Origin of the sequence: Thauera sp. SDU_THAU2 (assembly GCF_038260575.1) — a bacterium.
Taxonomy (GTDB): Bacteria; Pseudomonadota; Gammaproteobacteria; order Burkholderiales; family Rhodocyclaceae; genus Thauera.
Genome location: NZ_JBBWUN010000003.1, coordinates 1,834,426 through 1,856,720, shown reverse-complemented (window position 1 = coordinate 1,856,720; position 22,295 = coordinate 1,834,426). Strand labels below are relative to the sequence as shown.

At 67.8% G+C, this 22,295-nt stretch carries 18 protein-coding genes and 1 pseudogene; 14 read left to right on the top strand and 5 right to left on the bottom strand.

The window, feature by feature from the left end; translation table 11 throughout:
• The first annotated feature begins 5 nt into the window (after positions 1 to 5).
• Entirely contained in the window at positions 6 to 1,757 is a 1,752-nt protein-coding gene (locus tag AAFL97_RS10050; protein ID WP_341644780.1) for an ABC transporter permease subunit, read from the top strand.
• Complete coding sequence (locus tag AAFL97_RS10045) at positions 1,757 to 3,328, top strand: AMP-binding protein (RefSeq protein WP_341644779.1); 1,572 nt, start codon at positions 1,757 to 1,759, stop codon at positions 3,326 to 3,328. Before AAFL97_RS10050 ends, AAFL97_RS10045 begins: the two co-directional genes overlap by 1 nt.
• Positions 3,329 to 3,553: 225 nt before the next feature.
• On the opposite strand, the pseudogene cadR reads toward AAFL97_RS10045, so the two are convergent.
• Positions 3,554 to 3,952 (bottom strand): annotated as a pseudogene (gene cadR / locus AAFL97_RS10040) (Cd(II)/Pb(II)-responsive transcriptional regulator); the annotation flags it as partial.
• Between the two features lie 406 nt (positions 3,953 to 4,358).
• On the opposite strand from cadR, the gene AAFL97_RS10035 reads away from it, so the two are divergent.
• The 4 genes from AAFL97_RS10035 to AAFL97_RS10020 all read left to right on the top strand — a co-directional run bounded on the left by AAFL97_RS10035 (position 4,359) and on the right by AAFL97_RS10020 (position 7,575).
• Positions 4,359 to 5,492, top strand: coding sequence for a heavy metal translocating P-type ATPase (locus tag AAFL97_RS10035; RefSeq protein ID WP_341644778.1), 1,134 nt, complete (start codon positions 4,359 to 4,361; stop codon positions 5,490 to 5,492).
• Positions 5,414 to 6,508, top strand: coding sequence for a heavy metal translocating P-type ATPase (locus tag AAFL97_RS10030; protein ID WP_341647134.1), 1,095 nt, complete (start codon positions 5,414 to 5,416; stop codon positions 6,506 to 6,508). The genes AAFL97_RS10035 and AAFL97_RS10030 overlap by 79 nt, the downstream gene beginning before the upstream one ends.
• Positions 6,498 to 6,923: a disulfide bond formation protein B gene (locus AAFL97_RS10025; RefSeq protein WP_341644777.1), complete on the top strand. Its 426-nt coding sequence runs from the start codon at positions 6,498 to 6,500 to the stop codon at positions 6,921 to 6,923. The genes AAFL97_RS10030 and AAFL97_RS10025 overlap by 11 nt, the downstream gene beginning before the upstream one ends.
• 136 nt (positions 6,924 to 7,059) lie before the next feature.
• Positions 7,060 to 7,575, top strand: a complete 516-nt coding sequence (locus AAFL97_RS10020) for a DsbA family protein (RefSeq protein ID WP_341644776.1) — start codon at positions 7,060 to 7,062, stop codon at positions 7,573 to 7,575.
• A gap of 9 nt (positions 7,576 to 7,584) precedes the next feature.
• Here AAFL97_RS10020 and AAFL97_RS10015 read toward each other — a convergent pair whose 3' ends face one another.
• Together AAFL97_RS10015 and AAFL97_RS10010 are read right to left on the bottom strand one after the other, a co-directional pair.
• Positions 7,585 to 8,964, bottom strand: a complete 1,380-nt coding sequence (locus AAFL97_RS10015; RefSeq protein ID WP_341644775.1) for a heavy metal sensor histidine kinase — start codon at positions 8,962 to 8,964, stop codon at positions 7,585 to 7,587.
• A gap of 2 nt (positions 8,965 to 8,966) precedes the next feature.
• Positions 8,967 to 9,653 (bottom strand): heavy metal response regulator transcription factor, encoded by a 687-nt coding sequence (locus AAFL97_RS10010; protein WP_341644774.1) that lies wholly within the window; start codon positions 9,651 to 9,653, stop codon positions 8,967 to 8,969.
• Positions 9,654 to 9,821: 168 nt separating this feature from the next.
• Here AAFL97_RS10010 and AAFL97_RS10005 point away from each other — a divergent pair, with 168 nt between their 5' ends.
• The 8 genes from AAFL97_RS10005 (at position 9,822) to AAFL97_RS09970 (ending at position 17,681) form a co-directional block, all read left to right on the top strand.
• The gene (locus AAFL97_RS10005) at positions 9,822 to 10,151 is read left to right on the top strand and encodes a DUF4148 domain-containing protein (protein WP_341644773.1); all 330 of its coding nucleotides are present in this window, start codon (positions 9,822 to 9,824) and stop codon (positions 10,149 to 10,151) included.
• A gap of 130 nt (positions 10,152 to 10,281) precedes the next feature.
• Positions 10,282 to 10,632: a hypothetical protein gene (locus tag AAFL97_RS10000; protein ID WP_341644772.1), complete on the top strand. Its 351-nt coding sequence runs from the start codon at positions 10,282 to 10,284 to the stop codon at positions 10,630 to 10,632.
• A gap of 129 nt (positions 10,633 to 10,761) precedes the next feature.
• A complete protein-coding gene (locus AAFL97_RS09995) occupies positions 10,762 to 12,006 on the top strand; it encodes a TolC family protein (RefSeq protein WP_341644771.1) in 1,245 nt (414 codons plus the stop codon).
• 18 nt (positions 12,007 to 12,024) lie between these two features.
• Positions 12,025 to 12,591, top strand: a complete 567-nt coding sequence (locus AAFL97_RS09990; RefSeq protein ID WP_341644770.1) for a hypothetical protein — start codon at positions 12,025 to 12,027, stop codon at positions 12,589 to 12,591.
• Entirely contained in the window at positions 12,588 to 13,700 is a 1,113-nt protein-coding gene (locus AAFL97_RS09985) for an efflux RND transporter periplasmic adaptor subunit (RefSeq protein WP_341644769.1), read from the top strand. The genes AAFL97_RS09990 and AAFL97_RS09985 overlap by 4 nt, the downstream gene beginning before the upstream one ends.
• A 15-nt stretch (positions 13,701 to 13,715) precedes the next feature.
• Positions 13,716 to 16,835, top strand: coding sequence for an efflux RND transporter permease subunit (locus AAFL97_RS09980; protein WP_341644768.1), 3,120 nt, complete (start codon positions 13,716 to 13,718; stop codon positions 16,833 to 16,835).
• Positions 16,836 to 16,878: 43 nt separating this feature from the next.
• Positions 16,879 to 17,277, top strand: coding sequence for a hypothetical protein (locus tag AAFL97_RS09975; RefSeq protein WP_341644767.1), 399 nt, complete (start codon positions 16,879 to 16,881; stop codon positions 17,275 to 17,277).
• A gap of 59 nt (positions 17,278 to 17,336) precedes the next feature.
• Positions 17,337 to 17,681 carry a hypothetical protein gene (locus tag AAFL97_RS09970; RefSeq protein ID WP_341644766.1) on the top strand — a complete coding sequence of 115 codons (345 nt, stop codon included), beginning with the start codon at positions 17,337 to 17,339 and terminating at the stop codon, positions 17,679 to 17,681.
• Between the two features lie 12 nt (positions 17,682 to 17,693).
• On the opposite strand, the gene AAFL97_RS09965 is transcribed toward AAFL97_RS09970, so the two are convergent.
• Both AAFL97_RS09965 and mfd read right to left on the bottom strand, forming a co-directional pair.
• Complete coding sequence (locus AAFL97_RS09965; protein ID WP_341644765.1) at positions 17,694 to 18,677, bottom strand: magnesium and cobalt transport protein CorA; 984 nt, start codon at positions 18,675 to 18,677, stop codon at positions 17,694 to 17,696.
• Positions 18,678 to 18,693: 16 nt separating this feature from the next.
• Complete coding sequence (gene mfd / locus AAFL97_RS09960) at positions 18,694 to 22,182, bottom strand: transcription-repair coupling factor (protein WP_341644764.1); 3,489 nt, start codon at positions 22,180 to 22,182, stop codon at positions 18,694 to 18,696.
• Between the last annotated feature and the right edge of the window lie 113 nt (positions 22,183 to 22,295).

Sequence of the window (22,295 nt, the reverse complement as noted above, 5' to 3'; positions counted from 1 at the left end):
CTCGCATGCAGACGACCACATTGCCGCCGGCCACCGCGCCGGCCTCGCCGCAGCGCCAGTTCGCCCGGATCTGGCTGCCCGCCGTTCCCGCCATCGCCTTCCTGGCGGTGTTCTTCCTGATTCCCGTCCTGCAGATCCTGTGGGGCGGCTTCGTCGCCGACGAGGGCGGCTTCGACGTGTCGCCGTTCGAGCGGCTGGTGTCGGCGCCGGTGTACGTCAAGGTGCTGTGGACGACCTTCGGCATTTCATTCGCCACCGCTTTCCTGTCGGTGGCCCTCGGCTATCCGCTGGCCTACCTGCTCAGCATGCTGAGCGAGCGCCGCCGCAACCGCTGGGTGCTGTGGATCCTGCTGCCGTTCTGGACCAGCTATCTGGTCAAGACCTATGCCTGGATGCTGCTGATGTCCAAGACCGGCCTGCTGACCACGGTGGCGACACTGCTGGGCCTGATCGACGGCAACGATACGCTGGCGCCCTCGATGCTGGGCGTGCTGGTCGGCATGGTGCATGCCATGCTGCCGCTGGCCGTGCTCACCATCCTGCCGACCATGCAGGGCATCAACCGGCAGTTGAGCAGCGCGGCGGAAATCCTCGGCGCCGGCCGTGCCACCAACTTCCTGACGGTGTTCTTCCCGCTGTCGCTGCCCGGCGTGGCGGCCGCCGGCCTGCTGGTGTTCATCACCTGCCTGGGCTTCTTCATCGTGCCCGCGCTGCTGGGCACGCCGCGCGAATCGATGATCGCGCAGATGGTCATTTCCTCGGTGCTGGAGCTGCTCGACATGCGCATGGCCGGGGCGCTGTCCATCCTGATCCTGGTGTGCTCGATCATCGTGTTCTACGTGTATGACCGGCTGGCCGGGCTGACCTCGCTGGCCGGCGAGACCAGCCAGAACGGCGGCGGCGGGGCAAGCTGGTTCTCGCGGCTGGGTTATGCGCTGGGCGGGCTGATCGACCGGGCCTTCGCCGCGCGCAGCATCCGCGCGCAGAAGGCCGGCGTGCTGGTGGGCTACTGCCTGGCGGTGGTGGGCTTCCTGGTGCTGCCGATCCTGATCGTCATTCCCATCGCCTTCAGCAAGACCGCGGTGGTGGCGTTCCCGCCCGAGCTCTTCAGCCTGCGCTGGTTCCAGGACTTCCTGGAATCGCCGGTCTGGCATGCCGCGATGGTGCGTTCGCTGAGCGTGGGCGCGGTCACCGCGGTACTGGCCGTGGTCCTGGGCTTCGGCGCCACCTATACGCTGACCAAGGTGTCCTCGCGTTGGGTCAAGCCCTTGTTCGCGCTGTACGTGGCGCCGCTGATCGTGCCCCGCATCGTCGTCGCCATCGGCCTGCTGTACCTGTTCGCCAGCCTGGGCCTGACCGGCAGCGACGTGGCGCTGGTGATCGGCCACACCGTGCTGGCCATCCCCTACGTGGTCGTGACGCTGGCGGCCGGCTTCCGGCAGTTCGACTGGCGGCTGGACGATGCGGCGCGCATCCTGGGCGCTTCCGGCTTCGCCCGCCTGCGCACCGTGCTGCTGCCGCTGCTGGCCGGCAGCATCACTTCGGCACTGCTGTTCGCCTTCATCGTCTCGTTCGACGACCTGACCATCGCCATCTTCGTCAGCGGCGGCGTCAACACCACCTTGCCCAAGCAGATGTGGGACGACATCCAGCTCGCGGTATCGCCCACGCTGGCGGCGGTCTCCACGCTCATGATCCTGCTGATCACGCTGATCATCTTCCTGTCCTCGTACATCAAATCCAAAGGTAGCCGGTGATGACCCGACTTCAATATCTACCCCAGCGCATCGACAACGACCGGTTCGACGTCGCGCCGCTGCTTTACGCAGGCTTGCTGAGCGACGATCCGCATACCGTCATCGATTTCCAGGGACAGCAGCTATCGCCCCAGGCCTTGCGCCAGGATGTCGCCGCCTTCCAGGCCTGGCTGGCGGCCGAAGGCCTGGAGAAGGGCGATCGCGTGGCGGTCATGCTCGGCAACTCGGTGCAGCACATCGCGCTGATCTACGCCATCGTGCTGTCCGGGCTGGTGTGGGTGCCGATCAACACCAAGCTGCGCGGAATGGGGCTGAAATACATCCTCGAGCATTCCGAGCCGACGCTGCTGATGCTCGACGACGAGTTCGCGCCGCTGTTCGAGGGGGCCGAGGCGCCCGGCGGGCGTCTCGAAGGCAATGCGCGGGTGGTCAATGTCGCAGACCAGGACTGGCGCGTGTCCAGCCGCGGCGACGCCGTCCCGCCCGGCGAACTGACGCACACGCCCTGCGAAGTCGGCGACACCCTGTGCCTGATCTATACCTCGGGCACCACCGGTGCGCCCAAGGGCGTGGTGTTCACCCATCGCATGATGCGGATCGCCACCGAGGCGGCGATCCGCGTGGCCGACATCAAGGCGGGCGACCGCGCCTTCCTGTGGGAGCCGCTGTGCCACATCGGCGGCGCCCAGATGCTGCTGATGCCCTTCCTCGAGAAGGTCACGCTGCTGGTGGTCGAGCGTTTCTCCGCCAGCCGTTTCTGGAGCCAGTGGCAGGAGTCCCGCGCCACCCATCTGCATTACCTGGGCGGGGTGCTGGACATCCTGATGCAACTGCCCGAGGACGCAAAGCCGGCCGATGCGCGCATCCCCGTCGCGTGGGGCGCGGGCGTGTCGGCAAGCAGCTGGCAGCCCATCCGCGACCGGCTGGGGTGCGAGCTGCGCGAGTGCTACGGCATGACCGAAGGCTCCAGCTTCGCCACGCTCAACGAGACCGGCAAGCCGGGCTCCATCGGCCGCCCCTTGCCGTGGATCACGCTCAGCCTGCTCGACGACAACGATCAGCCGGTGCCGGTGGGCGCGGCGGGCCAGATCGTGGTGGAGAGCAGTCTGGAGGGCACGCTGCTGCCGGGCTACTGGAAGAACCCCGAGGCGACCGCCAAGGCGCTGCGCAACGGCAGGCTCTACACCGGCGACATGGCCCGCCAGGATGCCGACGGCGACCTGTTCTTCATCGGCCGCGCATCGGACAGCATGCGCGTGCGCGGCGAGAACGTGTCGGCCTGGGAGGTCGAGCGGGTGTTCGCCGACCACCCCTGCATCGAGATGTCGGCTGCGATGGGCGTCAAGAGCGCCATCGGCGAGCAGGAAATCTTCCTGTACGTGAAGTTCAACGAAGGTCAATCGGTCGATTGGGCCGAACTGGTCGAATGGGCCAGGCCGCGCCTGGCGGCCTTCCAGCTGCCGCGCTACTTCATGAAGATCGACCGCTTCGATCTCACGCCCAGCCAGCGCATCCAGAAGCACAAGCTGTCGCCCGATACGGGCACGGCGTGGGACAGGGCAGCGAAATAGTGTTCCGCCCATCGCGCCGGACATGAGGTCCGGCGCGATCGCCGTCCATTCTTCCCGCTTCCTTCCCGCAACCACTTCGCCCTCCCGAACCGCCGCGACATGGGGGCGCCCAGGCGGCGAGGCTTCTGCCAATCCCGTGCCGATCGGCGGCGGCCGGCTGGCAAGGCTGTCGGCGGAACGCAATGCTAGCGGGAATGCACTCCCAGCCGCGTGACGGCGGCAGGCTCCCTGCGCGGCGACCGACAGCTCCGCGAGGATGCCGCACTGATCCACGGTGCTCGGGCTGCAGCAGCGCCGGCGCAACTCACGCAGTTGCTTCTCCAGTGCGCGCAATTCCCTGATCCGCGCCGAGACATGCCCGATGTGGGCGTCGATGAGCGCATTGACGTTGGCGCAGTTTTCCGCGCCGCCATCCTTGACGCCCAGCAGCACACGGATTTCATCGAGCGACATGTCCAGGCTGCGGCAATGGCGGATGAACTGCAGCCGCTCCAGGTGGGGCGGCTCGTAGCGCCTGAAATTCCCTTCCGTGCGCGCGGGCTCGGGAAGCAGCCCTTCGCGCTCGTAGTAGCGGATGGTCTCCACCGGCGTACCGGATGAGGCCGCAAGCTCGCCGATCTTCATGACGTTCTCCAGAAATCCACTGCCGGATTATAGGGCTTGACTCTCTAGTTGCTACAGGGTTTCCAATAGCTGTCATCGAAACGGCTGGATCAGTTCGCCATGACCACTTCAGATTCGAAATACGCTTCGGGCGCACAGGCTGGAAATGCCGGCGACGCGTGTTGTGAACGACCCACGCTGCGTCCTTCCACGCCTTCCGCCTCACAGGACACCTGCTGCGGTTCTTCGGCTGGTGGCCGCGCTGGCGAGGCACCTGCCAGGCTGCGTGTCCGGCAGGAGTCGGCTTGCTGCACTGGCACCGCAGCGGCCACGGCTTCCTCGACAGCCGATCACTTGCCCGGACGATCACTGCTGCGCAGCGCCTGGCATCACCGCCGCAGCGCCTGCCATGGATGACGCCCAGGGGATGCAGCTGCTGCGCATTCCGGCGATGGACTGCACCGTCGAGGAGGGGCAGATCCGGCGGGAGCTGGAAGGCATGCCGGACATCGCCCGCCTGCGCTTCGACCTGCCTGCCCGGGTGCTGGCCGTCGACGCGCCCGCCGGGACGATGGCGACCATCGTGGCCGCGATCGAGCGCTTGGGCTTCAAGGTGGAAACCCTGGCGGCACCGCCACGCGCGGAGGACGTCGCCGGACGCCAGCGCACCGAGCTGCAGCGCCTGCTGGCTGCGCTCGCCGTGGCGCTTGCCGCCGAGATGTTTCATTTTTTCGCGCCCGAGACGCTGCTCTGGAAGCTGGCCGGCATGGGCGTCGCGGCCGCGGCCATCGCCCTGGCCGGCACGGAGGTCTTCCGCAAGGGCCTGTCGTCGCTGCTGCACTGGCAGTTGAACATCAACGCGCTGATGAGCGTGGCCATCATCGGTGCCTTCCTGATCGGCCAGTGGCCCGAAGCCGCGATGGTCATGGCCTTGTACTCGCTGGCCGAGCTCATCGAGGCGCGTTCGGTCGAGCGTGCGCGCAACGCCATCGCCGGCCTGCTCGCGCTGTCGCCGCCGCAGACCGAAGTGCGCCAGCCCGACGGTAGCTGGATGCTGGTGGATGCGAAGGCCGTGGCGGTCGGCGCGACCGCGCGCGTCAAGCCGGGGGAGCGTTTCGCGCTGGACGGCCGCGTGCTCGCCGGACGCAGTGCGGTGGACCAGTCCCCCGTCACCGGCGAGAGCATCCCGGTGGACAAGGAGGCCGGCGACGAGGTTTTTGCCGGCACCATCAACCAGAGCGGCGCGCTGGAATTCGAAGTCACCAAGCCGGCCGCCGACACGGTGCTGGCGCGCATCATCCACGCGGTCGAGGAGGCCCAGGGCCAGCGGGCCCCCACCCAGCGCATCGTGGACCGTTTCGCCGCCGTCTATACCCCGACGGTGTTCGTGATGGCTCTGGCGGTGGCCGTCGGCACGCCGCTCGTGCTGGGTTGGCCCTGGCTGGAGGCGATCTACAAGGCGCTGGTGCTGCTGGTCATCGCCTGCCCCTGCGCGCTCGTGATCTCGACGCCGGTGACGGTGGTCAGCGGACTGGCGGCTGCGGCGCGCGGGGCATCCTGATCAAGGGCGGCGTCCATCTGGAGCAGGCGCGCAAGCTGCAGGTCATCGCCCTGGACAAGACCGGCACGCTGACCGAAGGCCGGCCCGCGCTGGTGGCGCATCGAGTCCTGTCCGACAGCTTGCCCGAGCAGCAGGTGCTGCGCATCGCCGCGAGCCTGGCCGCTCGTTCCGACCATCCCGTGTCCAGGGCGATCGCGACCGGCCTGGGCGTCGAGCCGCTGAGCGTCGGCGACTTCGGTGCCGAGCCGGGACGCGGCGTATGCGGTGTGGTGGATGGCCGGGAATACGTGCTCGGCAACCATCGCTGGATTCATGAGCGGGGCCTGTGTTCGCCCGAACTGGAAGCGCGGATGCAGGCACAGGAGGCCCAGGGCCGCACGCTGTCGCTGCTCGCCAGCGGCGACGATGCCCTGGCGCTGTTCGCGGTGGCCGATACGACGCGGGAAACGAGCCGCCAGGCGATCGAGGACTTGCATGCCCTGGGGGTGCGTTCGCTGATGCTCACCGGCGACAACCCTTCAACGGCGCAGGCCATCGCACGCCAGGTCGGCATCGACGAGGTACGAGCCAACCTGCTGCCGCAGGACAAGCAGCAGATCGTGGCGCAGTTGAGCGCCGGCGAGACCGTCGGCATGGTCGGCGATGGCGTGAACGATTCGCCGAGCCTGGCGGTCGCCGCCGTGGGCTTCTCCATGGGGGCCGCAGGCACCGACACGGCCAAGGAGGCCGCCGACGTGCTCATCATGAACGACGATCTCCGCAAGGTGCCCGAGACCATCCGGCTGTCGCGCAAGACCCACGCGGTACTGTGGCAGAACATCGTGCTTGCGCTCGGGATCAAGGCCGTGTTCTTCGTGCTGGCCATCTTCGGCAATGCGACGATGTGGATGGCCGTGTTCGCCGACATGGGCGCCAGCCTGCTGGTGGTGTTCAACGGCCTGCGCCTGCTGAGGGGCGTGCATGCCGAGGAGGGCAATACGCAATACAAGCTGCGAGAGCGGTTCGATGCACGATAAACCAACGACGTGGTGGTGGCTGATGGCCGCCTGGGCCGTCGCGCTGACCGCGACACTGGGCGCCCTGTTCATCGGCGAAGTGATGGGCATGACGCCCTGCGTGCTGTGCTGGTACCAGCGCATCGCCATGTTTCCGCTGGCCATCATCCTCGGCATCGCCGTGTTCGCCGAGGATCGGCGCGGTGCGGTGTATGCGATGCCTTTTGCCCTGGCCGGCGCCGCCCTGGCGGCCTGGCAAAGCGCGCTGATTGCCGGCTGGGTGCCGCAGTGGTGGGTCCCCTGCGGCACCGGCCCCTCATGCAGCCGGCAGGCGCTGGTCATCCTCGGCGGCATCCAGATTCCCTGGCTGTCGCTGGCCGCCTTCCTCGCAATTGCCGTTTCGCTGACGGTTCATCTACAAAGGACGCGCCCGTGAATGCAAGAAAACTGGTGGCACTCGGTGTGCTGCTCATCCTCGGCCTGGCTTTCTACTTCGGCATGGGGGCTTACCGCGACCAGACACAGGCCGAACAGGATGCGCGCGTCGGCGCGGAAAAAGCCGCCTCATCAGAATGCATACGCCGATCATCGGGCCGCGGAGCGCGCCGGTCACCATCGTCGAGTTCTTCGATCCGGCCTGCGAGACCTGCCGCGCCTTCTACCCGATAGTCAAGCAGATCATGGCCCAATACCCGGACAAGGTACGGCTCGCGCTGCGTTATGCGCCTTTCCACCACGGTTCGGACCAGGTCGTGAAGTTGCTGGAAGCCGCGCGCAAGCAGGGCCTCTACATCCCGGTGCTCGAAGCGCTGCTGGCGGCGCAGCCGGAGTGGGCCGACCACGCCAGGCCCGACATCGGCATCGCTTTCGAGGCTGCGGCGCGGGCCGGCCTGGACATGGAGCGGGCGCGGCAGGACATGGAAACCCCGGAGATCCAGGCCGTGCTCGCGCAGGACGTCGAGGATCTGAACGCGCTGCAGGTCGGCAAGACGCCGACCTTCTTCGTGAATGGACGCAGCCTGCCCAGCTTCGGCCCGGAGCAGCTTGCACGGCTGGTGGCTGAGGAGGTCGCGAAGCTTCAGCCTTGAGCCGACCGTTCAGGCACCCTGGCCATGCCGGGGCGCCTGGCTGCGATCTCCACGGGATTCTTCCGCCTGGGCAGGGAACCTGAAACCAATCGTCGTCGAGCCTGCAACAGAGCGGGCGAACGGCGAGCCGCCGTGCATGCGTGCGATCGCGGCAACGATCGACAGACCGAGCCCATGGCTGTTTCCGCCATGCTCGCGGGCCTGGTCGGCACGGTAGAAGCGCTCGAAGATGCGGGGGATGTGCTCGGCGGGAATCCTCGGGCCGCTGTTGGTGACGGAGAGCTGGACGTTTCCCGCGAGATCCGTGGCGATGTCGATATCGACCGTGCTTCCGTGCCGGGCGAACCGGGTCGCGTTGGCGAGCAGGTTCGACAAGGCCTGGCGCAGCAGCGCCGTATCGAACGTGCCGGCAGCGTCGCCGCGTACGCGAGCACGGATGCCTGCTTCAAGTAGCGCAGCCTCGTGGAAGTCGACGACATCGGTCGCCAGGGCGGCGAGGCTCTCTATCGGACTGCGGCGGGCACGCTCCCCCCGGTCCGCGCGCGACAGGAACAGCATGTCGTTGACGAGGCTCGCGAGCCGATGGAGGTCTTCGAGATTGGAGGCGAGCACCTCCTTCAGTTCTTCGGTGCTGCGCTTGCGGTTCAGTGCAAGCTCGGTTTCACCGATCAGGATGGCCAGCGGGGTGCGCAGTTCATGGGCGACATCGGCGTTGAATCCCTCCAGTTGCCGATAAGCCCCATCCAGGCGGGAAAGGAGCGCATTGAACTGGGTGACCAGGGGCTGCAGTTCTTCCACCTGAGCGGAGCCGTCGAGCGGCCGTCCCACGTTCTCCGGGGCGAGCGCGGCAGTCTGGCGGGCGAGGTCGTGAACGGAAAGCAAGGCCTGCCGTACGAGCCATGCACCACCCGCGGAGATGAGCAGCGCGCCGACGAGCGCACTTGCCAGCAAGGTCCAGGCCAACTGGTTCAGCAAACGGGTGTCGGCGCTGACGTCGAGCGTCAACTCTGCTTTCAGCGTGGACGTCGGCAGCCACGGCGCAGGCATTTCGAATGCGAACCGGTGCAGATCCTTGCCTGCATTCCGGACAGGGCGCATCAGGTACACCGGCGTGCCGGTTTCGTCGGCCAGGCTCAGGCCGATATCGACATGCCCCACGAAGAAATCGTCGAGCTTGTGGCGCAGACTGGGGAGATCGTCGAGGCTCGCCATCTCGTCGACGAGATGGCGGACCAGCTCCTGTTTGTGCTGGAGCTCCTCGGCCTGCCTGGCGGATATGCTGAAGCTGCTGGCGGTGTAGACGAGGAGGCAGACGAGCCCGAGGCCAGCGAAGCTCTGCACCGCCAGCCAGGACGACAGCCAGCGGCCGAGGGAGCGCCGGGGGAGCATGCTCAGGCGCTCCGGTCTTCGAGGACGTAACCCATGCCTCGCACCGTATGCAGCAGCTTGAGCTCGAAGGGGTCGTCGATCTTGCCGCGCAAGCGGCGTACCGCCACTTCGACGACGTTGGTATTGCTGTCGAAATTCATGTCCCACACCTGTTCGGCCAGCGCCGTGCGCGATATCACCTGGCCGGTATGGCGCAGCAGCAGGGTCAACAACACGAATTCCTTGGCGGTCAGATCGATCCGCTGTCCGCTGCGCGATGCCTTGCGCCGCACGAGATCCAGCTCCAGGTCGGCCAGTTCGAGCGTCGTCGGATCCTGTGCAGCCGGCGAAATCGCGCTGCGCCGCAGCAGGGCCTGCACACGAGCGAGCAATTCGGACAGGGCGAAGGGTTTGACGAGATAGTCGTCGGCACCGGCCTGCAGGCCGTGCACGCGGTCTTCGACCTTGTCGCGCGCGGTGAGCATCAGTACCGGGACGCGTTTCTCGCGGCGCAAGGCGGCCAGGAGACCGAGGCCATCCAGGCCGGGAAGCATGACGTCGAGCACGACGAGATCGTAGTGGCCATCGAGCGCAAGGTAGCGCCCCTCGATGCCGTCGAGCGCGACGTCGACGATGTAGCTGCTTTCGGTGAGTGCCTTGCGCAGGTATTCGGCGAGCTTGGGCTCGTCTTCGACAACCAGGATCTTCATGCACCGATTATCGCGGAGCATGCAGCCGTTCGTGATTACGAATTCGTAATCGGGCTGTTCGCATTTCGACGTGGACGCTTCCCTACAGTACGACCCGTGTCCAGCGCATGGCATTCGAGACCGCCAGGCCGGCGACGCACATTTCATATCGAAGAAAGGAGCTCCGTCATGTCCAAAGCCCGAACATCCACTCTCGTATCGCTGCTGGCTGCCGCCTGCCTGCTGCCCGGAACTGCGCTGGCGGATTCCGACTGGCATGTCGTCAATGGCGAGCATGTGTTCGTCAATCACGTGAAGAGCACCAAGACCCGCGCAGACGTAATGCGCGAGCTGGAGCAGGCGAAGGCCGACGGGAGCTATCTCTACGTCTCGCGTGGCCTCCCGGTGCCGTCCCGTCATGCCGGTCCGGGGAGGACGCGCCAGGAAGTGCTCGACGAACTGAAGAGCATTCCTCCGTCCGAGCGTATGAAACTGAGGGGCATCTACGTCGGTTCCTGAGTGCCGCAGCCCGGTTTCGACAAGCGCGGAGCCGGGTCGCGGAAACGTGCCGGGCCTTGCCTGCGACCCGCAATGACTACGCTGACAACTCAGTTTTTTGTTTCTGTCCCTGCCGCTACAATCCGCCACCATGCGCCGCTGGCTTTCCATCCTTTTCCTGCTCGTCCTGCCGCTCCAGTTCAGCTGGGCCGCGGCCAGTGCCTATTGCCAGCACGAAACCGGCGCAGCGGCCAGCCATCTCGGGCATCACGCCCATCCCCATCAGGCGGACTCCGCCAGCACCGCCGACGGCGAGGGCAGCGGGGTCGCCCCCGACTGCAGCTTCTGCCATGCGCTCGGTTGCATGACGGTGCCATCCGCCGATGTGGGCATCGTGCCTGCCAGCATCGTCGCCGTGCTTCCCGACGGCGAGTTGCGGACCTGGCTGCCCGCCGGGCTTTCCTCCGAACCTGAACGCCCCAAGTGGTCCCGCTCTGCCTGATCGGCAGGGCATCCCTTTTTCCTCGATTCCGTGCTTCGACCGTCGTGGACGGTGGTGCCGCGCGTCCGTCGCGGCCCGCACGATCGTGCCTTGCCGATTTTCCGTACCTCGTCCCTTGCGGAGAATTGGATGCTTCAAATCAAACGTATCGATTGGATCGCGGGGCTCTTGCTGAGCCTCGCCGCCGGCGGCGCCTGGAGCCAGGCGCCGCTGACACTGGAACGGGCTTTCGAAGCCGCCTGGGCGCGGCAACCCGAAGCGCAGTCGTTCGACGCCGTGCAGGCGGCGGCACGCGCACGGCGGGAGAGCGCGGACAACTGGCTGGCCGAGCCGCCGGCGCTGGAAGTCGCGGGCAAGACGGATCGCTTCGACGGCAATCACGGTAGCCGCGAATACGAGATCGGCATCGCCATGCCGATCTGGCTGCCGGGCGAACGCGGCGGCATGGCCGGCCTCGCCGCGGCGGAGCTGAGTGCCGGCGAGAGCCGCAGCCACGCGGCCCGCCTGCGCACGGCGGCCGAGGTCAGGGAAGCGTACTGGGCGTGGCAGCGCGCCGTGGTCGAGGCCGAACTCGGCCGGAAACGGCTGGACAGCGCGCGCGAGCTGGCCGCGGATGTGGCACGCCGCGTCAAGGCGGGTGAATTGGCACGCGCCGACCAGCACCAGGCAGACGGCGCCGTGGCGGCGGCCGAAGCTGCGGCGGCGGAGGCCGACAGTGCGCAGGCCGAGGCGATCCGGCAGTTGCGTGCGCTGACCGGGATCACGCCGACGCTGGATGCGGGCCACATGCCGCAGCCGGAGGCCGACCCGGGCCTGGCCGCAGCCGACGGAATGGCCGAAACCTCGCATCCGGTCGTGGCCGAGCTGAGGGACAAGGCCGAAGTCGCGCGGCGCGCCATGCAGCTGGCCAACATCCAGGGGCGCGCGAACCCGGAGCTGAGCCTGACGACCACCCGCGAACGGGGTGCAGCAGGCGAAGACTGGGAGCAGACCGTGACGCTCGCCGTGAGCATTCCGTTCGGCGGCGGCTCGCGCCATCGTGCGCGTGTCGCCGAAGCCAGTGCCGCAGCGATCGAAGCCGAAGCCCAGCTCGCCATCGAGCGCGAGCGTGTGCTCGCCGACCTCGATCTGGCGCAAGTGCGCGTTGCATCGGCGCGCACGCAACTGACGGCCGCAGAGCGGCGCGCCCGGCTTGCCGGCGAGTCCCGCGGCTTCTTCCAGAACGCCTTCCGCCTGGGCGAGGCCGACCTGCCGACCCGGCTGCGCATCGAGCTGGAAGCGGACGAGGCCGAACGCCAGCTCGCCCGCGCCCGCATCGATCTGGCTGCCGCCATTTCCACCCTGCGCCAGGCCCTCGGTCTGCTGCCCCGATAAACGACAGGAATTCCCCACATGAAGATCGTCCATACCCTGGCGGCCTGGAGCATGGCTGCCGCGTTGGCGGGCTTTGCCGCCCCCATCCTGGCCGGCCCCGGACACGACCATGACCACGGCGACGAAGCGGCCCAGATGTCCGGCCCGGCACTGCCGCGCTTCACCGCCGTTTCCGAGCTGTTCGAGCTGGTCGGCGTGGTCGACGGCAGGAACATCACCCTCTACCTGGACCATTTCGCCGACAACGCTCCGGTGCTGGAGGCAACGCTGGAACTGGAGATCGACGGCACGCCCGTCCCCCTCGAAACCCGCCCGGACGGGACTTTCGCAGCCGTGCTGGCCGAGCCGCCGGCGCCGGGCGTGCTGCCCGTGACCGCGATGGTGGTCGCCGGCGACGAGGCCGACCTGCTGGCCGGAGAGCTCGACATCCACGACGACGAGGAAGCACACGGCGTGGAGACCGCGGCAGACATGACCCGCTACGCCGGCTGGCTGGTGGCCGGCCTGCTGGCGCTCGGCGGCGTGACCCGGGCAGCGCTGCGCAAGGATGCTGTGGCCAAGCGCTCCGTCGGAGGTGCGGCATGAAGGCGAAGATCCTGATCGCCATGCTGAGCCTGGCGCTGGCCGGCACGTCGTCGAACGCCCTGGCGGGCCCCGGCCACGACCACGGCGACGAAGGCCCGCTGCAGGCCAGCGGCAATGGCCCGCGGCGGCTGCCGGACGGCAGCGTCTTTCTGCCCAAGCCTGCACAGCGCCAGATCGGCGTCCTCACGCAAGTGACGAAAGCCGGAGAGCTGCCACGCTCGATCGCGCTCGCGGGCCGCGTCGTCATGGACCCGAATGCCGGCGGCCGGGTGCAGGCGATGCTGGCCGGCCGCCTGGAAGCAGGCCCGAAGGGACTGCCCAGCGTCGGCCAGGCGGTGAAGAAGGGGGACGTCCTCGCCTACGTGCTGCCGTCGGCTGGGCAGATCGAACGGTCGAACCAGCTCGCGCAACTGGCCGAGCTGCAATCGGCCAGGGCGCTCGCGCAGAAGCGCGCCGAACGGCTGCAGGCCCTGGCCGATACGGTTCCGCGCAAGGACATCGAGGCCGCCGAAAGCGAACTCGCCAGCCTCGGCGCCCGCATGGCGGCATTGAATGCCGGACTCAGCAATCGCGACGTGCTGGCCGCGCCGGTTTCGGGAGTGCTGGCATCGAGCAGCGCGGTGGCCGGCCAGGTCGTCGATGCGCGCGAGCTGATCTTCGAAATCGTCGATCCGCAACGCCTGCACGTCGAGGCGCTGGCCTACGACGCCGAACTGGCCGGGGACGTCGCAGGTGCGAGCCTCGCTGCCGGCGACCGGCGCGTGCCGCTGTCGTTCATCGGTGCCGCCCGCAGCCTGCGCGAACAGGCCTTGCCGCTGCGCTTCGCGGTCGATGACGGGGCTGCGCCTGCGCTGACGGTCGGCCAGCCGGTCGAAGTCATCGTGCAGACGCGCAGCACCCAGTACGGCGTGAGCGTGCCGGCGGCCTCGGTGCTGAAGAGCCCGGCGAACCAGTCCATCGTGTGGGTGAAGACCGCGCCCGAGCGCTTCGAGCCGCGCACCGTGACCGTCGCGCCGCTCGACGGCGCGAACGTCGCGGTGACCTCGGGCCTCGCTGCCGGCGAGCGCGTCGCCACGCGCGCGGCCACGCTGATCAACCAGATTCGCTGACGGAGCGTCCGCACGATGTTCAAGTGGCTACTCGACAACAGCCTGGGCAACCGCATGCTGGTGATCATCGCCAGCCTGGTGCTGATGGCTTATGGCGCGTTCACGCTCACGCGCACGCCGGTGGACGTGTTCCCCGATCTCAACAAGCCGACGGTCACGATCATGACCGAAGCGGGCGGCATGGCGGCCGAGGAGGTCGAACAGCTCATCACCTTTCCGCTCGAGACGACGATGAACGGCCTGCCCGGCGTCGAGTCCGTCCGCTCGGTGTCGAGCGCGGGGCTGTCCTTCATCTACGTCACCTTCGACTGGAGCACCGAGATCTTCCTGGCGCGGCAGATGGTGTCCGAGCGCCTGTCGGCGATGGAGGAAGGCCTGCCCGAGAACGTGATTCCGCGCATGGGGCCGATCAGCTCGGTGATGGGCGAGATCATGCAGATCGCGATCCCGGTCGACACGGCGAAGAGCACGCCGATGCAGGTGCGCGAATACGCCGACTGGGTGCTGCGCCCGCGCCTGATGGCGATCCCGGGGATCGCGCAGGTGATTCCGATCGGCGGCGAAGTGCGCCAGTTCCAGATCCAGCCGGATACCCGGCGCATGGCGGCGCTGGAGATTTCGCTCGACCAGCTGGAAGCGGCGATCCGCGGCTTCTCGTCGAACACCTCGGGCGGCTTCCTGGAGCTCTCCGGGCGGGAATACCTCATTCGCCACCTGGGCCGCACGTCCAGCCTGGACGACCTGAAGAACCTCGCCATCACGGCGCGCAATGGCCAGCCGATCCTGCTGCGCCAGATCGCTGACGTCACCTTCGCGCCGGCGCTCAAGCGCGGCGATGCCGGCTTCGAAGGCAAGCCGGCGGTGATCCTCGGCATCCAGAAGCAGCCCACCGCCGACACCATCCAGCTGACGCGGCTGATCGAGGATGCGCTCGACGAGATGAAACGCTCGCTGCCCGAGGGCATGGAAGCGCCCGAAGTCACCTTCCGCCAGGCAAGCTTCATCGAGGCCTCGATCAGCACCTTGCAGGGCAAGCTGATCGCCGCATCCCTGTTCGTCGCGGCGATCCTGTTCTTCTTCCTCGGCACGCTGCGCCCGACGGTGATCGCGCTCACCGCGATTCCGGTATCCATCTTCATGACCGCGCTGGTGTTCAAGTACTTCGGCCTGTCGATCAACACGATGACGCTCGGCGGGCTCGCGATCGCGATCGGTGGGCTGGTCGACGATGCGGTGGTGGGCGTCGAGAACGTGCTGCGGCGGCTGAAGGAGGACAGGGCGAGGCATCCGACCCACCGCCTGCACCCGATTGAGCTCGTCGCGCGCGCGACCATGGAAGTCCGTTCGGCGATCCTGTACGCGACCATCATCATCGTGCTGGTGTTCCTGCCGCTGTTCGCGCTGCCGGGCATGGAAGGCCGCCTGTTCGTGCCGTTGGGCGTGGCCTTCATCGTGTCGACGCTGGCCTCGCTGGTGGTCTCGGTGACGGTGACACCGGTGCTGTCCTTCTACCTGCTGCCGCGGATGAAGTCGCTCGACCATGGCGATACGCGCCTGCTGGCCTGGCTGAAAGCGCGTTACCGTGCAGCGCTGCAAGGCGTGCTCGATCGCCCGCGGGCGGCCGTCGCGGCCGGAGGGCTCGCGGTCGTGGTCGCCGCGGCCGCGGTGCCTTTCTTCCCGACGACTTTCCTGCCGCCGTTCAACGAGGGCACCCTGCTGATCGGCATGCGCCTCAACCCCGGGGTGACGCTGGCGGAATCCACCGCGCTCGCCCAGCAGGCCGAAGTGCTGGTGTCGCAGGTGCCCGAGGTCACGCACGTCGGCCGCCGCAGCGGCCGGGCAGAGCTCGACGAGCATGCAGAAGGCGTGCACGTCAGCGAACTGGACGTCGGCCTCCAGCCGGCAGCGGAGCTGACCCGCTCGATGGGGGAAATCACCGCCGACATCCGCTCGCGGCTGGTGAATCTGCCGGCCGCGATCTCCATCGGCCAGCCGATTTCACACCGCATCGACCACATGCTGTCGGGCGTGCGCTCGCAGATCGCGATCAAGATCTTCGGCGAGGACCTCGACGTGCTGCGCGGTCAGGCGGATGCGCTGCAGGCGCGGCTGGCCGGCATTCCCGGCGTTGCCGACCTGGAAGTGGAGAAGCAGGTGCTGGCACCGCAGATCAAGGTGCGCATCGACTATGCGGCAGCGGCCCGCTACGGCGTGCCGGCACCGCAGGTGCTGGCTGCGCTGCAAAGCCTGGTCGAAGGCGAGCGCATCACCCAGATCGTCGAAGGCGGTCGGCGCTTCCCGCTGGTCATGCGCCTGCCCGAATCCGCGCGTTCGATCGACGGCTTGGCGCAGATCCTCATCGAAACGCCGAGCGGGCATGTGCCGCTGTCCAAGCTGGCATCGATCGAGGACGGCGACGGTCCGAACCAGGTCAGCCGCGACGACGGCAAGCGCCGCATCGTGCTGTCGGCCAATGCGCAGCAGCGTCCGCTGTCCGAAGTGGTCGCCGACATCCGCGCCGCGGTCGCCGGCATGGCACTGCCGGAAGGCTACTTCATCACGCTGGGCGGGCAGTTCCAGGCGCAGGAGGAAGCCTCCCGCCTGGTCGGGATGCTGTCGATCGTGTCGCTGGTGCTGATGTTCGTGGTGCTCTACAGCCGCTACAAGTCGGTACGGCTGTCGGCGCTGATCATGGCCAACATCCCGCTCGCGCTGGTCGGCGCGGTCATCGGCCTGTGGCTGTCCGGCCAGCCGCTGTCGGTCGCGGCGCTCATCGGCTTCATCACGCTGGCCGGCATCTCGGTGCGCAACGGCATCCTCAAGGTCAGCCACTACATCAACCTGATGCGCATCGAAGGCGAGAACTTCGACCACGCGATGATCCTGCGCGGTTCGCTCGAACGCCTGTCGCCGGTGCTGATGACCGCGCTGGTGACGGCCTTTGCGCTGGCCCCGCTGCTGTTCGAGGCCGAACGGCCGGGCACCGAGATCCTGCATCCGGTCGCGGTGGTGATCTTCTCCGGCCTGATCAGCTCGACCCTGCTGGACACCTTCCTGACCCCCGCGATGTTCTGGCTCTTCGGCCGGCGCGATGTCGAGCGCCTGCTGGACGATCGGAACGCCGAGGCATTCTGAGCGCAGTACCCCCCGACGACACACGACCCCGAAAGGAGCAGACATGAAACTCTCGAAATTCATTGCCATCGCCGCCCTGGCGCTTGCCGGACCGGCCTTCGCCGCCGATGACCACGGTCACGACCACGACCATCCGCACGAACACGCAGCGCTGCACGGCGGCGTGCTGGCCGAGGCCCGCGGCCTCGACCTGGAGCTCGTCGCCACGCCCGACCGTATCCGGCTTCACGTGCGCGACCACGGCACGCCGGTCGATGTCTCCAGCGGCAGCGCCAAGCTCACGCTGCTTTCCGCCGCCGGCAAGCAGGAAGTCGAACTGAAGCCGGCCGGCGACTACCTGGAAGCGACGGGCACCTTCAACGTCGGTGCCGGCACCAAGCTGGTGACCGTCCTCAGCCTGCCGGGCAAGCCGGCGGCGACGGCGCGCTTCTCGCTGAACTGAGAACCTGCCGCCGCTACGCGAGCACCGTGGCGGCGGCTCGACCGGAGACGGAAATGCAGATGAAATCGATGATCGGAGGCCTTGTCCTGGCCGGCCTCGCCGCCCATGCCGGCGCGGGAGCCGATGTGGACAAGTATCCGCGGGAAGCGGGCTGGCGTGCGGGGACGGTGGTCGAGATCGGCCCGGCACGGGCGCTGGAGCGGCCCTCGTACTACGATTGCCGGCGCGGCCCGGCTGCCGGCCAGGCGGATGAACCCTATGTCGTCGTCGCCTTCCTGCGCAACGGCCGGCCGTATGCACGCGCCACGCCTTTGGCAGCGGCAGATGCGAGCCTGCAGGTCGGCGACAAGGTCTACGTCAATATCGAGGACTGCGGTGCGGCGGTGGCGAAACGGGACTCATGAACTCGCCGGGCGCTAAAGCCACTTCGCCTTTCTGAACTGCCAGTACAGGAAACCGCCCAGCGCCGCGATCGTGGCCAGTGCCAGCGGGTAGCCGTACTTCCATTCCAGCTCGGGCATGTACTTGAAGTTCATGCCCCAGATGCCGGCCAGCGCGGTGGCGACGGCGAAGATGCCGGCCCAGGCGGCGAGGCGCTTGCTGATCTCGGTCTGGTCGACGGTGACCAGCGCCAGGTTGACCTGGATCGCGGTGGCGATGGTGTCGCGGATGCCGTCGAGCGAGGCGTTGATGCGGACGAGGTGGTCGAAGACGTCGCGGAAATAGTGGCGGCTCTTGCTGCAGACGTCGGGCACGCGGCCGCTGTGCAGCTTGCCGGCGGCTTCCATCAGCGGCGTGACGGCGTGCTTGAGCAGCGTGACCTTGCGCTTGAGGCGGTACAGGCGGCGGATGTTGGAGCGTGCGGCGCCCCTGGTGAAGATGCGTTCTTCCAGCGCCTCGACCTCGGTCTCGAGCTTTTCGATGTGCGGGAAGTAGCGATCCACCACCGCGTCCATCAGCGCGTAGAGCACATAGCCCGGGCCCTTGGCCAGCATCCGCGGCTCGCGCTCGCAGCGGGCGCGCACGCCGGCGAAGTCGCGCGGGCTGTCGTTGCGCACCGACAGGATGTAGTTGGCGCCGACGAAGACATGGACTTCGCCGATGTGCAGGCTACCTTCGCGCTCGTCGATCAGATGCATCACGGCGAACAGGCTGGTGCTGCCGTCGTCGCCGTCGTTGTATTCCTCGACCTTGGGCCGCTGGTGGCCGTGGTTGGCATCCTCGACGGCAAGCTCGTGCAGGTCGAAGGTGCGCTTCATCACCGCCAGTTCGTCCGGCGTCGCGTCCTTGAGCGCGACCCAGACGAAAGTGTCCGGCCGCGCCAGGTAGTCGCCGATGCGCTCGACCGGCAGGTCGGCGAGCTTGCGGCCGTGCTGGTAGGCGGTGCAGTTGATGAGCATGGCGGCCTCCGGTCGGTCAGGCTTTCACCGCGTCGAGCAGATCCTTCACGGCCTTGGCGCGGTCCTTCAGGTTCGGCAGCGCGGTGCGGCGCACGAGCTTTTCCGGGCCGGCCATCTTGATGCTGCGATCCTTCTGGATCAGGAAGATGACCTTGACCGGGTCGATCGGCGCGTCCTTGGCGAACTGCACGCTGATCTGGGCGTCGGAGGCATCGAGCTTCTGTACGCCGTAGTCCTTGACGAGCATGCGCAGGCGGTGGGTTTCGAGCAGCGCGGTCGTCTGCGGCGGCAGTTCGCCGAAGCGGTCGATCAGTTCTTCCTGCAGCGCGCGCAGGTCCTCGTCGGTCTCGCAGTTGGCCAGGCGCTTGTACAGCGTCAGGCGCTCCTGCACGTCGGGGCAGTAGTCGGTGGGTAGCAGCGCCGGGGTGTGCAGGTTGATCTCGGACACCACTTCCAGCGGCTGGCTGAGGTCGGGTTCCTTGCCGGCCTGCAGGTCCTTGACCGCGCGCTTGAGCATTTCGGTGTAGAGGCTGAAGCCGACCTGCTGGATCTCGCCCGACTGGTTCTCGCCCAGCACTTCGCCGGCGCCGCGGATCTCCAGGTCATGCATCGCCAGGTAGAAGCCGGAGCCGAGGTCTTCCATCATCGTGATCGCTTCCAGCCGCTTCTGCGCCTGGGCCGAGGGCTTGGCGCCCGGCTGGGTCAGCAGGTAGGCGTAGGCCTGGTGGTGGCTGCGGCCGACGCGGCCGCGCAGCTGGTGCAGCTGCGCCAGGCCGAAGCGGTCGGCACGGTTGATGATGATGGTGTTGGCGGTGGGGATGTTGATGCCGGTCTCGATGATGGTGGTGCACAGCAGCAGGTTGGCGCGCTGCTGGGTGAAGTCGCGCATCACGCGCTCCAGCTCGCGCTCGGGCAACTGGCCGTGGCCGACGACGATGCGCGCCTCGGGCAGCAGTTCCTCGAGGTCGTTGCGCATGTTCTCGATGGTGTCGACTTCGTTGTGCAGGAAGTACACCTGGCCGCCGCGCTTGAATTCGCGCAGCACCGCCTCGCGGATCGTGCCGCGGCTGGAGGGCTGCACGAAGGTCTTGATCGACAGCCGCTTCTGCGGCGCGGTGGCGATCACCGAGAATTCGCGCAGGCCTTCCATCGCCAGCCCCAGCGTGCGCGGAATCGGCGTCGCGGTCAGGGTCAGGATGTCGACTTCCGAGCGCAACTGCTTCAGCGCCTCCTTCTGGCGCACGCCGAAGCGGTGCTCCTCGTCGATGACGACCAGCCCCAGGCGCTTGAACTGCACGTCCTTCTGCAGCAGGCGGTGGGTGCCGATGATGATGTCGACCTTGCCTTCGGCCAGTTGCTGCAGGGCTTCGGCCTGTTCCTTGGCCGACTTGAAGCGCGACAGCTCGGCGATGCGCACCGGCCAGTCGGCGAAGCGGTCGGCGAAAGTCTGGTAGTGCTGTTCGGCGAGCAGGGTGGTGGGGCACAGCACGACCACCTGCTTGCCGTCCTGCACGGCGATGAAGGCGGCGCGCAGCGCGACCTCGGTCTTGCCGAAGCCGACGTCGCCGCAGACCAGGCGGTCCATCGGCCGGCCGGACTTCATGTCGGCCACCACGGCATCGATCGCAGACTGCTGGTCGAGCGTGGTCTCGAAACCGAAGCCTTCGGCGAAGGCTTCGAGGTCGTGCTGCTGGAAGTCGAAGCGGTGGCCGGGGCGCGCGGCGCGCTGGGCGTACAGCGCCAGCAGTTCGGCGGCGGTGTCGCGCACCTGCATCGCGGCCTTCTTCTTGGCCTTTTCCCACTGGCCGGAGCCGAGCCGGTGCAGGTCGACCGCTTCCGGGTCGGCGCCGGCGTAGCGGGTGATGACGTGCAGCTGCGATACCGGTACGTAGAGCTTGTCGCCGTTGCTGTATTCGAGGTGCAGGAACTCGGTGTCGCCCTCGCCGAGGTTCATGTGGATCAGGCCGAGGTAGCGGCCGATGCCGTGCGAGACGTGCACCACCGGGTCGCCGACCTTCAGTTCCGACAGGTCGCGCAGCCAGCCTTCCATCGTCGCCGCCTTGCGGTTGTCGCGGCGCGTGCGGGTGCGGGCGGTGGCGGCGTACAGCTCGGCTTCGGTGACGATCGCCAGCCCGGCCTCGGGCAGCAGGAAGCCGCTGGCGAGCGGCGATGTGCCGAGCGCAAAGCGAACGTCACTGTCGATGAAGGCGCCGAAGTCCGTCATCGCCTCGGGCTTCAGGCCGAACTCGGCGAGGAACTCGGCCATCGTCTCGCGCCGTCCCGGCGAATCCGCCAGCAGCAGGATGCGGCCGCCGCGCTGGTACCAGTCGCCGGCCTGGAAGGCTTTCAGCTTGTGCAGCGGGTCGGTGGCCTTGCGCTCGACCGACAGCTCGGGCAGCGGCCGGGCGATGGCCTCGCCGCCTTCGGCGCCGGCAACGGCACCCAGCACCAGGCGGGGGCGCGCTTTCAGCGCGCCGAAGAAGTCCTCGTCGCTGAGGAAGAGCTGTTCCGGCGGCATCACCGGCCGGCTGCGATCGCCTTTCAGCAGGTCGTGGCGCGAGCGGGTGTCGCGCCAGAACTCGGCGATCGCCGCCGGCACGTCGCGGTGCAGCAGCACCGTGGTGTCGGTGGGCAGGTAGTCGAGCAGCGTGGCGGTTTCGTCGAAGAACAGCGGCAGGTAGTACTCGATGCCGGCCGGGGCGATGCCGTTGGAGACATCCTTGTAGATCGCCGCGCGCGTCGGGTCGCCTTCGAAGGTCTCGCGGAAGCGGCTGCGGAAGCGGGTGCGCCCGGCATCGTCGAGCGGGAACTCGCGCGCCGGCAGCAGGCGGATCTCCTTGGTCGGATAGACGGTGCGCTGGGTGTCCGGATCGAAGGTCTTGATGCTCTCGACTTCGTCGTCGAACAGGTCGATGCGGAAGGGCAGCGGCGAGCCCATCGGATACAGGTCGACCAGGCCGCCGCGCACCGAGAATTCGCCCGGGCTGACCACCTGGGTGACGTGGGCGTAGCCGGCCAGCGTCATCTGCGCCTTCAGCGCCTCGACGTCGAGGCGCTCGCCCTGCTTCAGGAAAAAGGTGTAGGCCGCCAGGTAGGACGGCGGCGCCATGCGGTACAGCGCGGTGGAGGCGGGCACCAGCACCACGTCGGCTTCGCCGCGGCTGATCGCGTACAGCGAGGACAGCCGCTCGGAGATCAGGTCCTGGTGGGGCGAGAAGTTGTCGTAGGGCAGCGTCTCCCAGTCGGGCAGCAGGTGCAGCCGCAGATCGGGCGCGACCCAGCGGATCTCGTCCTGCAGGCGCTGGGCATCCAGCGGATTGGCGGTGACGACGAGCAGCCGGCCGGCGCGTGCCGCCAGCGCGGCGACCGCCAGCGCATCGGCCGAGCCGGCGAAGGCGGGAAGCTCGAGGCGGGCGCCGGGCCTGGGCAGCGCACAGGCGGCGAGCAGGGGCAGCAGCGGATCGAGGGAGGAGCGGAGCTGGGAAGGGGGCTGAGGGGAGGGCATTGCACCGGTGTTGCGCGTTCTGAAGACGCGATTATAGAGAGTGCCCGGGCGACCGTTGCCCGCCGCCTTCGTCCGCCAACGGGTTTTTCGTCATGGAGCGGCCATTGCCTGCT

Bases quoted from the DNA above. Each gene is read 5' to 3' on its own strand.
- AAFL97_RS10050 (WP_341644780.1), top strand. From the start codon at position 6: ATGCAGACGACCACATTGCCGCCGGCCACCGCGCCGGCCTCGCCGCAG.
- AAFL97_RS10015 (WP_341644775.1), bottom strand. From the start codon at position 8,964: ATGCTCCCCCGGCGCTCCCTCGGCCGCTGGCTGTCGTCCTGGCTGGCG.
- AAFL97_RS09980 (WP_341644768.1), top strand. From the start codon at position 13,716: ATGTTCAAGTGGCTACTCGACAACAGCCTGGGCAACCGCATGCTGGTG.
- AAFL97_RS10025 (WP_341644777.1), top strand. From the start codon at position 6,498: ATGCACGATAAACCAACGACGTGGTGGTGGCTGATGGCCGCCTGGGCC.
- mfd (WP_341644764.1), bottom strand. From the start codon at position 22,182: ATGCCCTCCCCTCAGCCCCCTTCCCAGCTCCGCTCCTCCCTCGATCCG.
- AAFL97_RS10045 (WP_341644779.1), top strand. From the start codon at position 1,757: ATGACCCGACTTCAATATCTACCCCAGCGCATCGACAACGACCGGTTC.
- AAFL97_RS09995 (WP_341644771.1), top strand. From the start codon at position 10,762: ATGCTTCAAATCAAACGTATCGATTGGATCGCGGGGCTCTTGCTGAGC.
- AAFL97_RS10020 (WP_341644776.1), top strand. From the start codon at position 7,060: ATGCATACGCCGATCATCGGGCCGCGGAGCGCGCCGGTCACCATCGTC.
- AAFL97_RS09985 (WP_341644769.1), top strand. From the start codon at position 12,588: ATGAAGGCGAAGATCCTGATCGCCATGCTGAGCCTGGCGCTGGCCGGC.
- AAFL97_RS10000 (WP_341644772.1), top strand. From the start codon at position 10,282: ATGCGCCGCTGGCTTTCCATCCTTTTCCTGCTCGTCCTGCCGCTCCAG.
- AAFL97_RS09975 (WP_341644767.1), top strand. From the start codon at position 16,879: ATGAAACTCTCGAAATTCATTGCCATCGCCGCCCTGGCGCTTGCCGGA.
- AAFL97_RS10035 (WP_341644778.1), top strand. From the start codon at position 4,359: ATGCAGCTGCTGCGCATTCCGGCGATGGACTGCACCGTCGAGGAGGGG.
- AAFL97_RS09965 (WP_341644765.1), bottom strand. From the start codon at position 18,677: ATGCTCATCAACTGCACCGCCTACCAGCACGGCCGCAAGCTCGCCGAC.
- AAFL97_RS09970 (WP_341644766.1), top strand. From the start codon at position 17,337: ATGAAATCGATGATCGGAGGCCTTGTCCTGGCCGGCCTCGCCGCCCAT.
- AAFL97_RS09990 (WP_341644770.1), top strand. From the start codon at position 12,025: ATGAAGATCGTCCATACCCTGGCGGCCTGGAGCATGGCTGCCGCGTTG.
- AAFL97_RS10005 (WP_341644773.1), top strand. From the start codon at position 9,822: ATGTCCAAAGCCCGAACATCCACTCTCGTATCGCTGCTGGCTGCCGCC.
- AAFL97_RS10010 (WP_341644774.1), bottom strand. From the start codon at position 9,653: ATGAAGATCCTGGTTGTCGAAGACGAGCCCAAGCTCGCCGAATACCTG.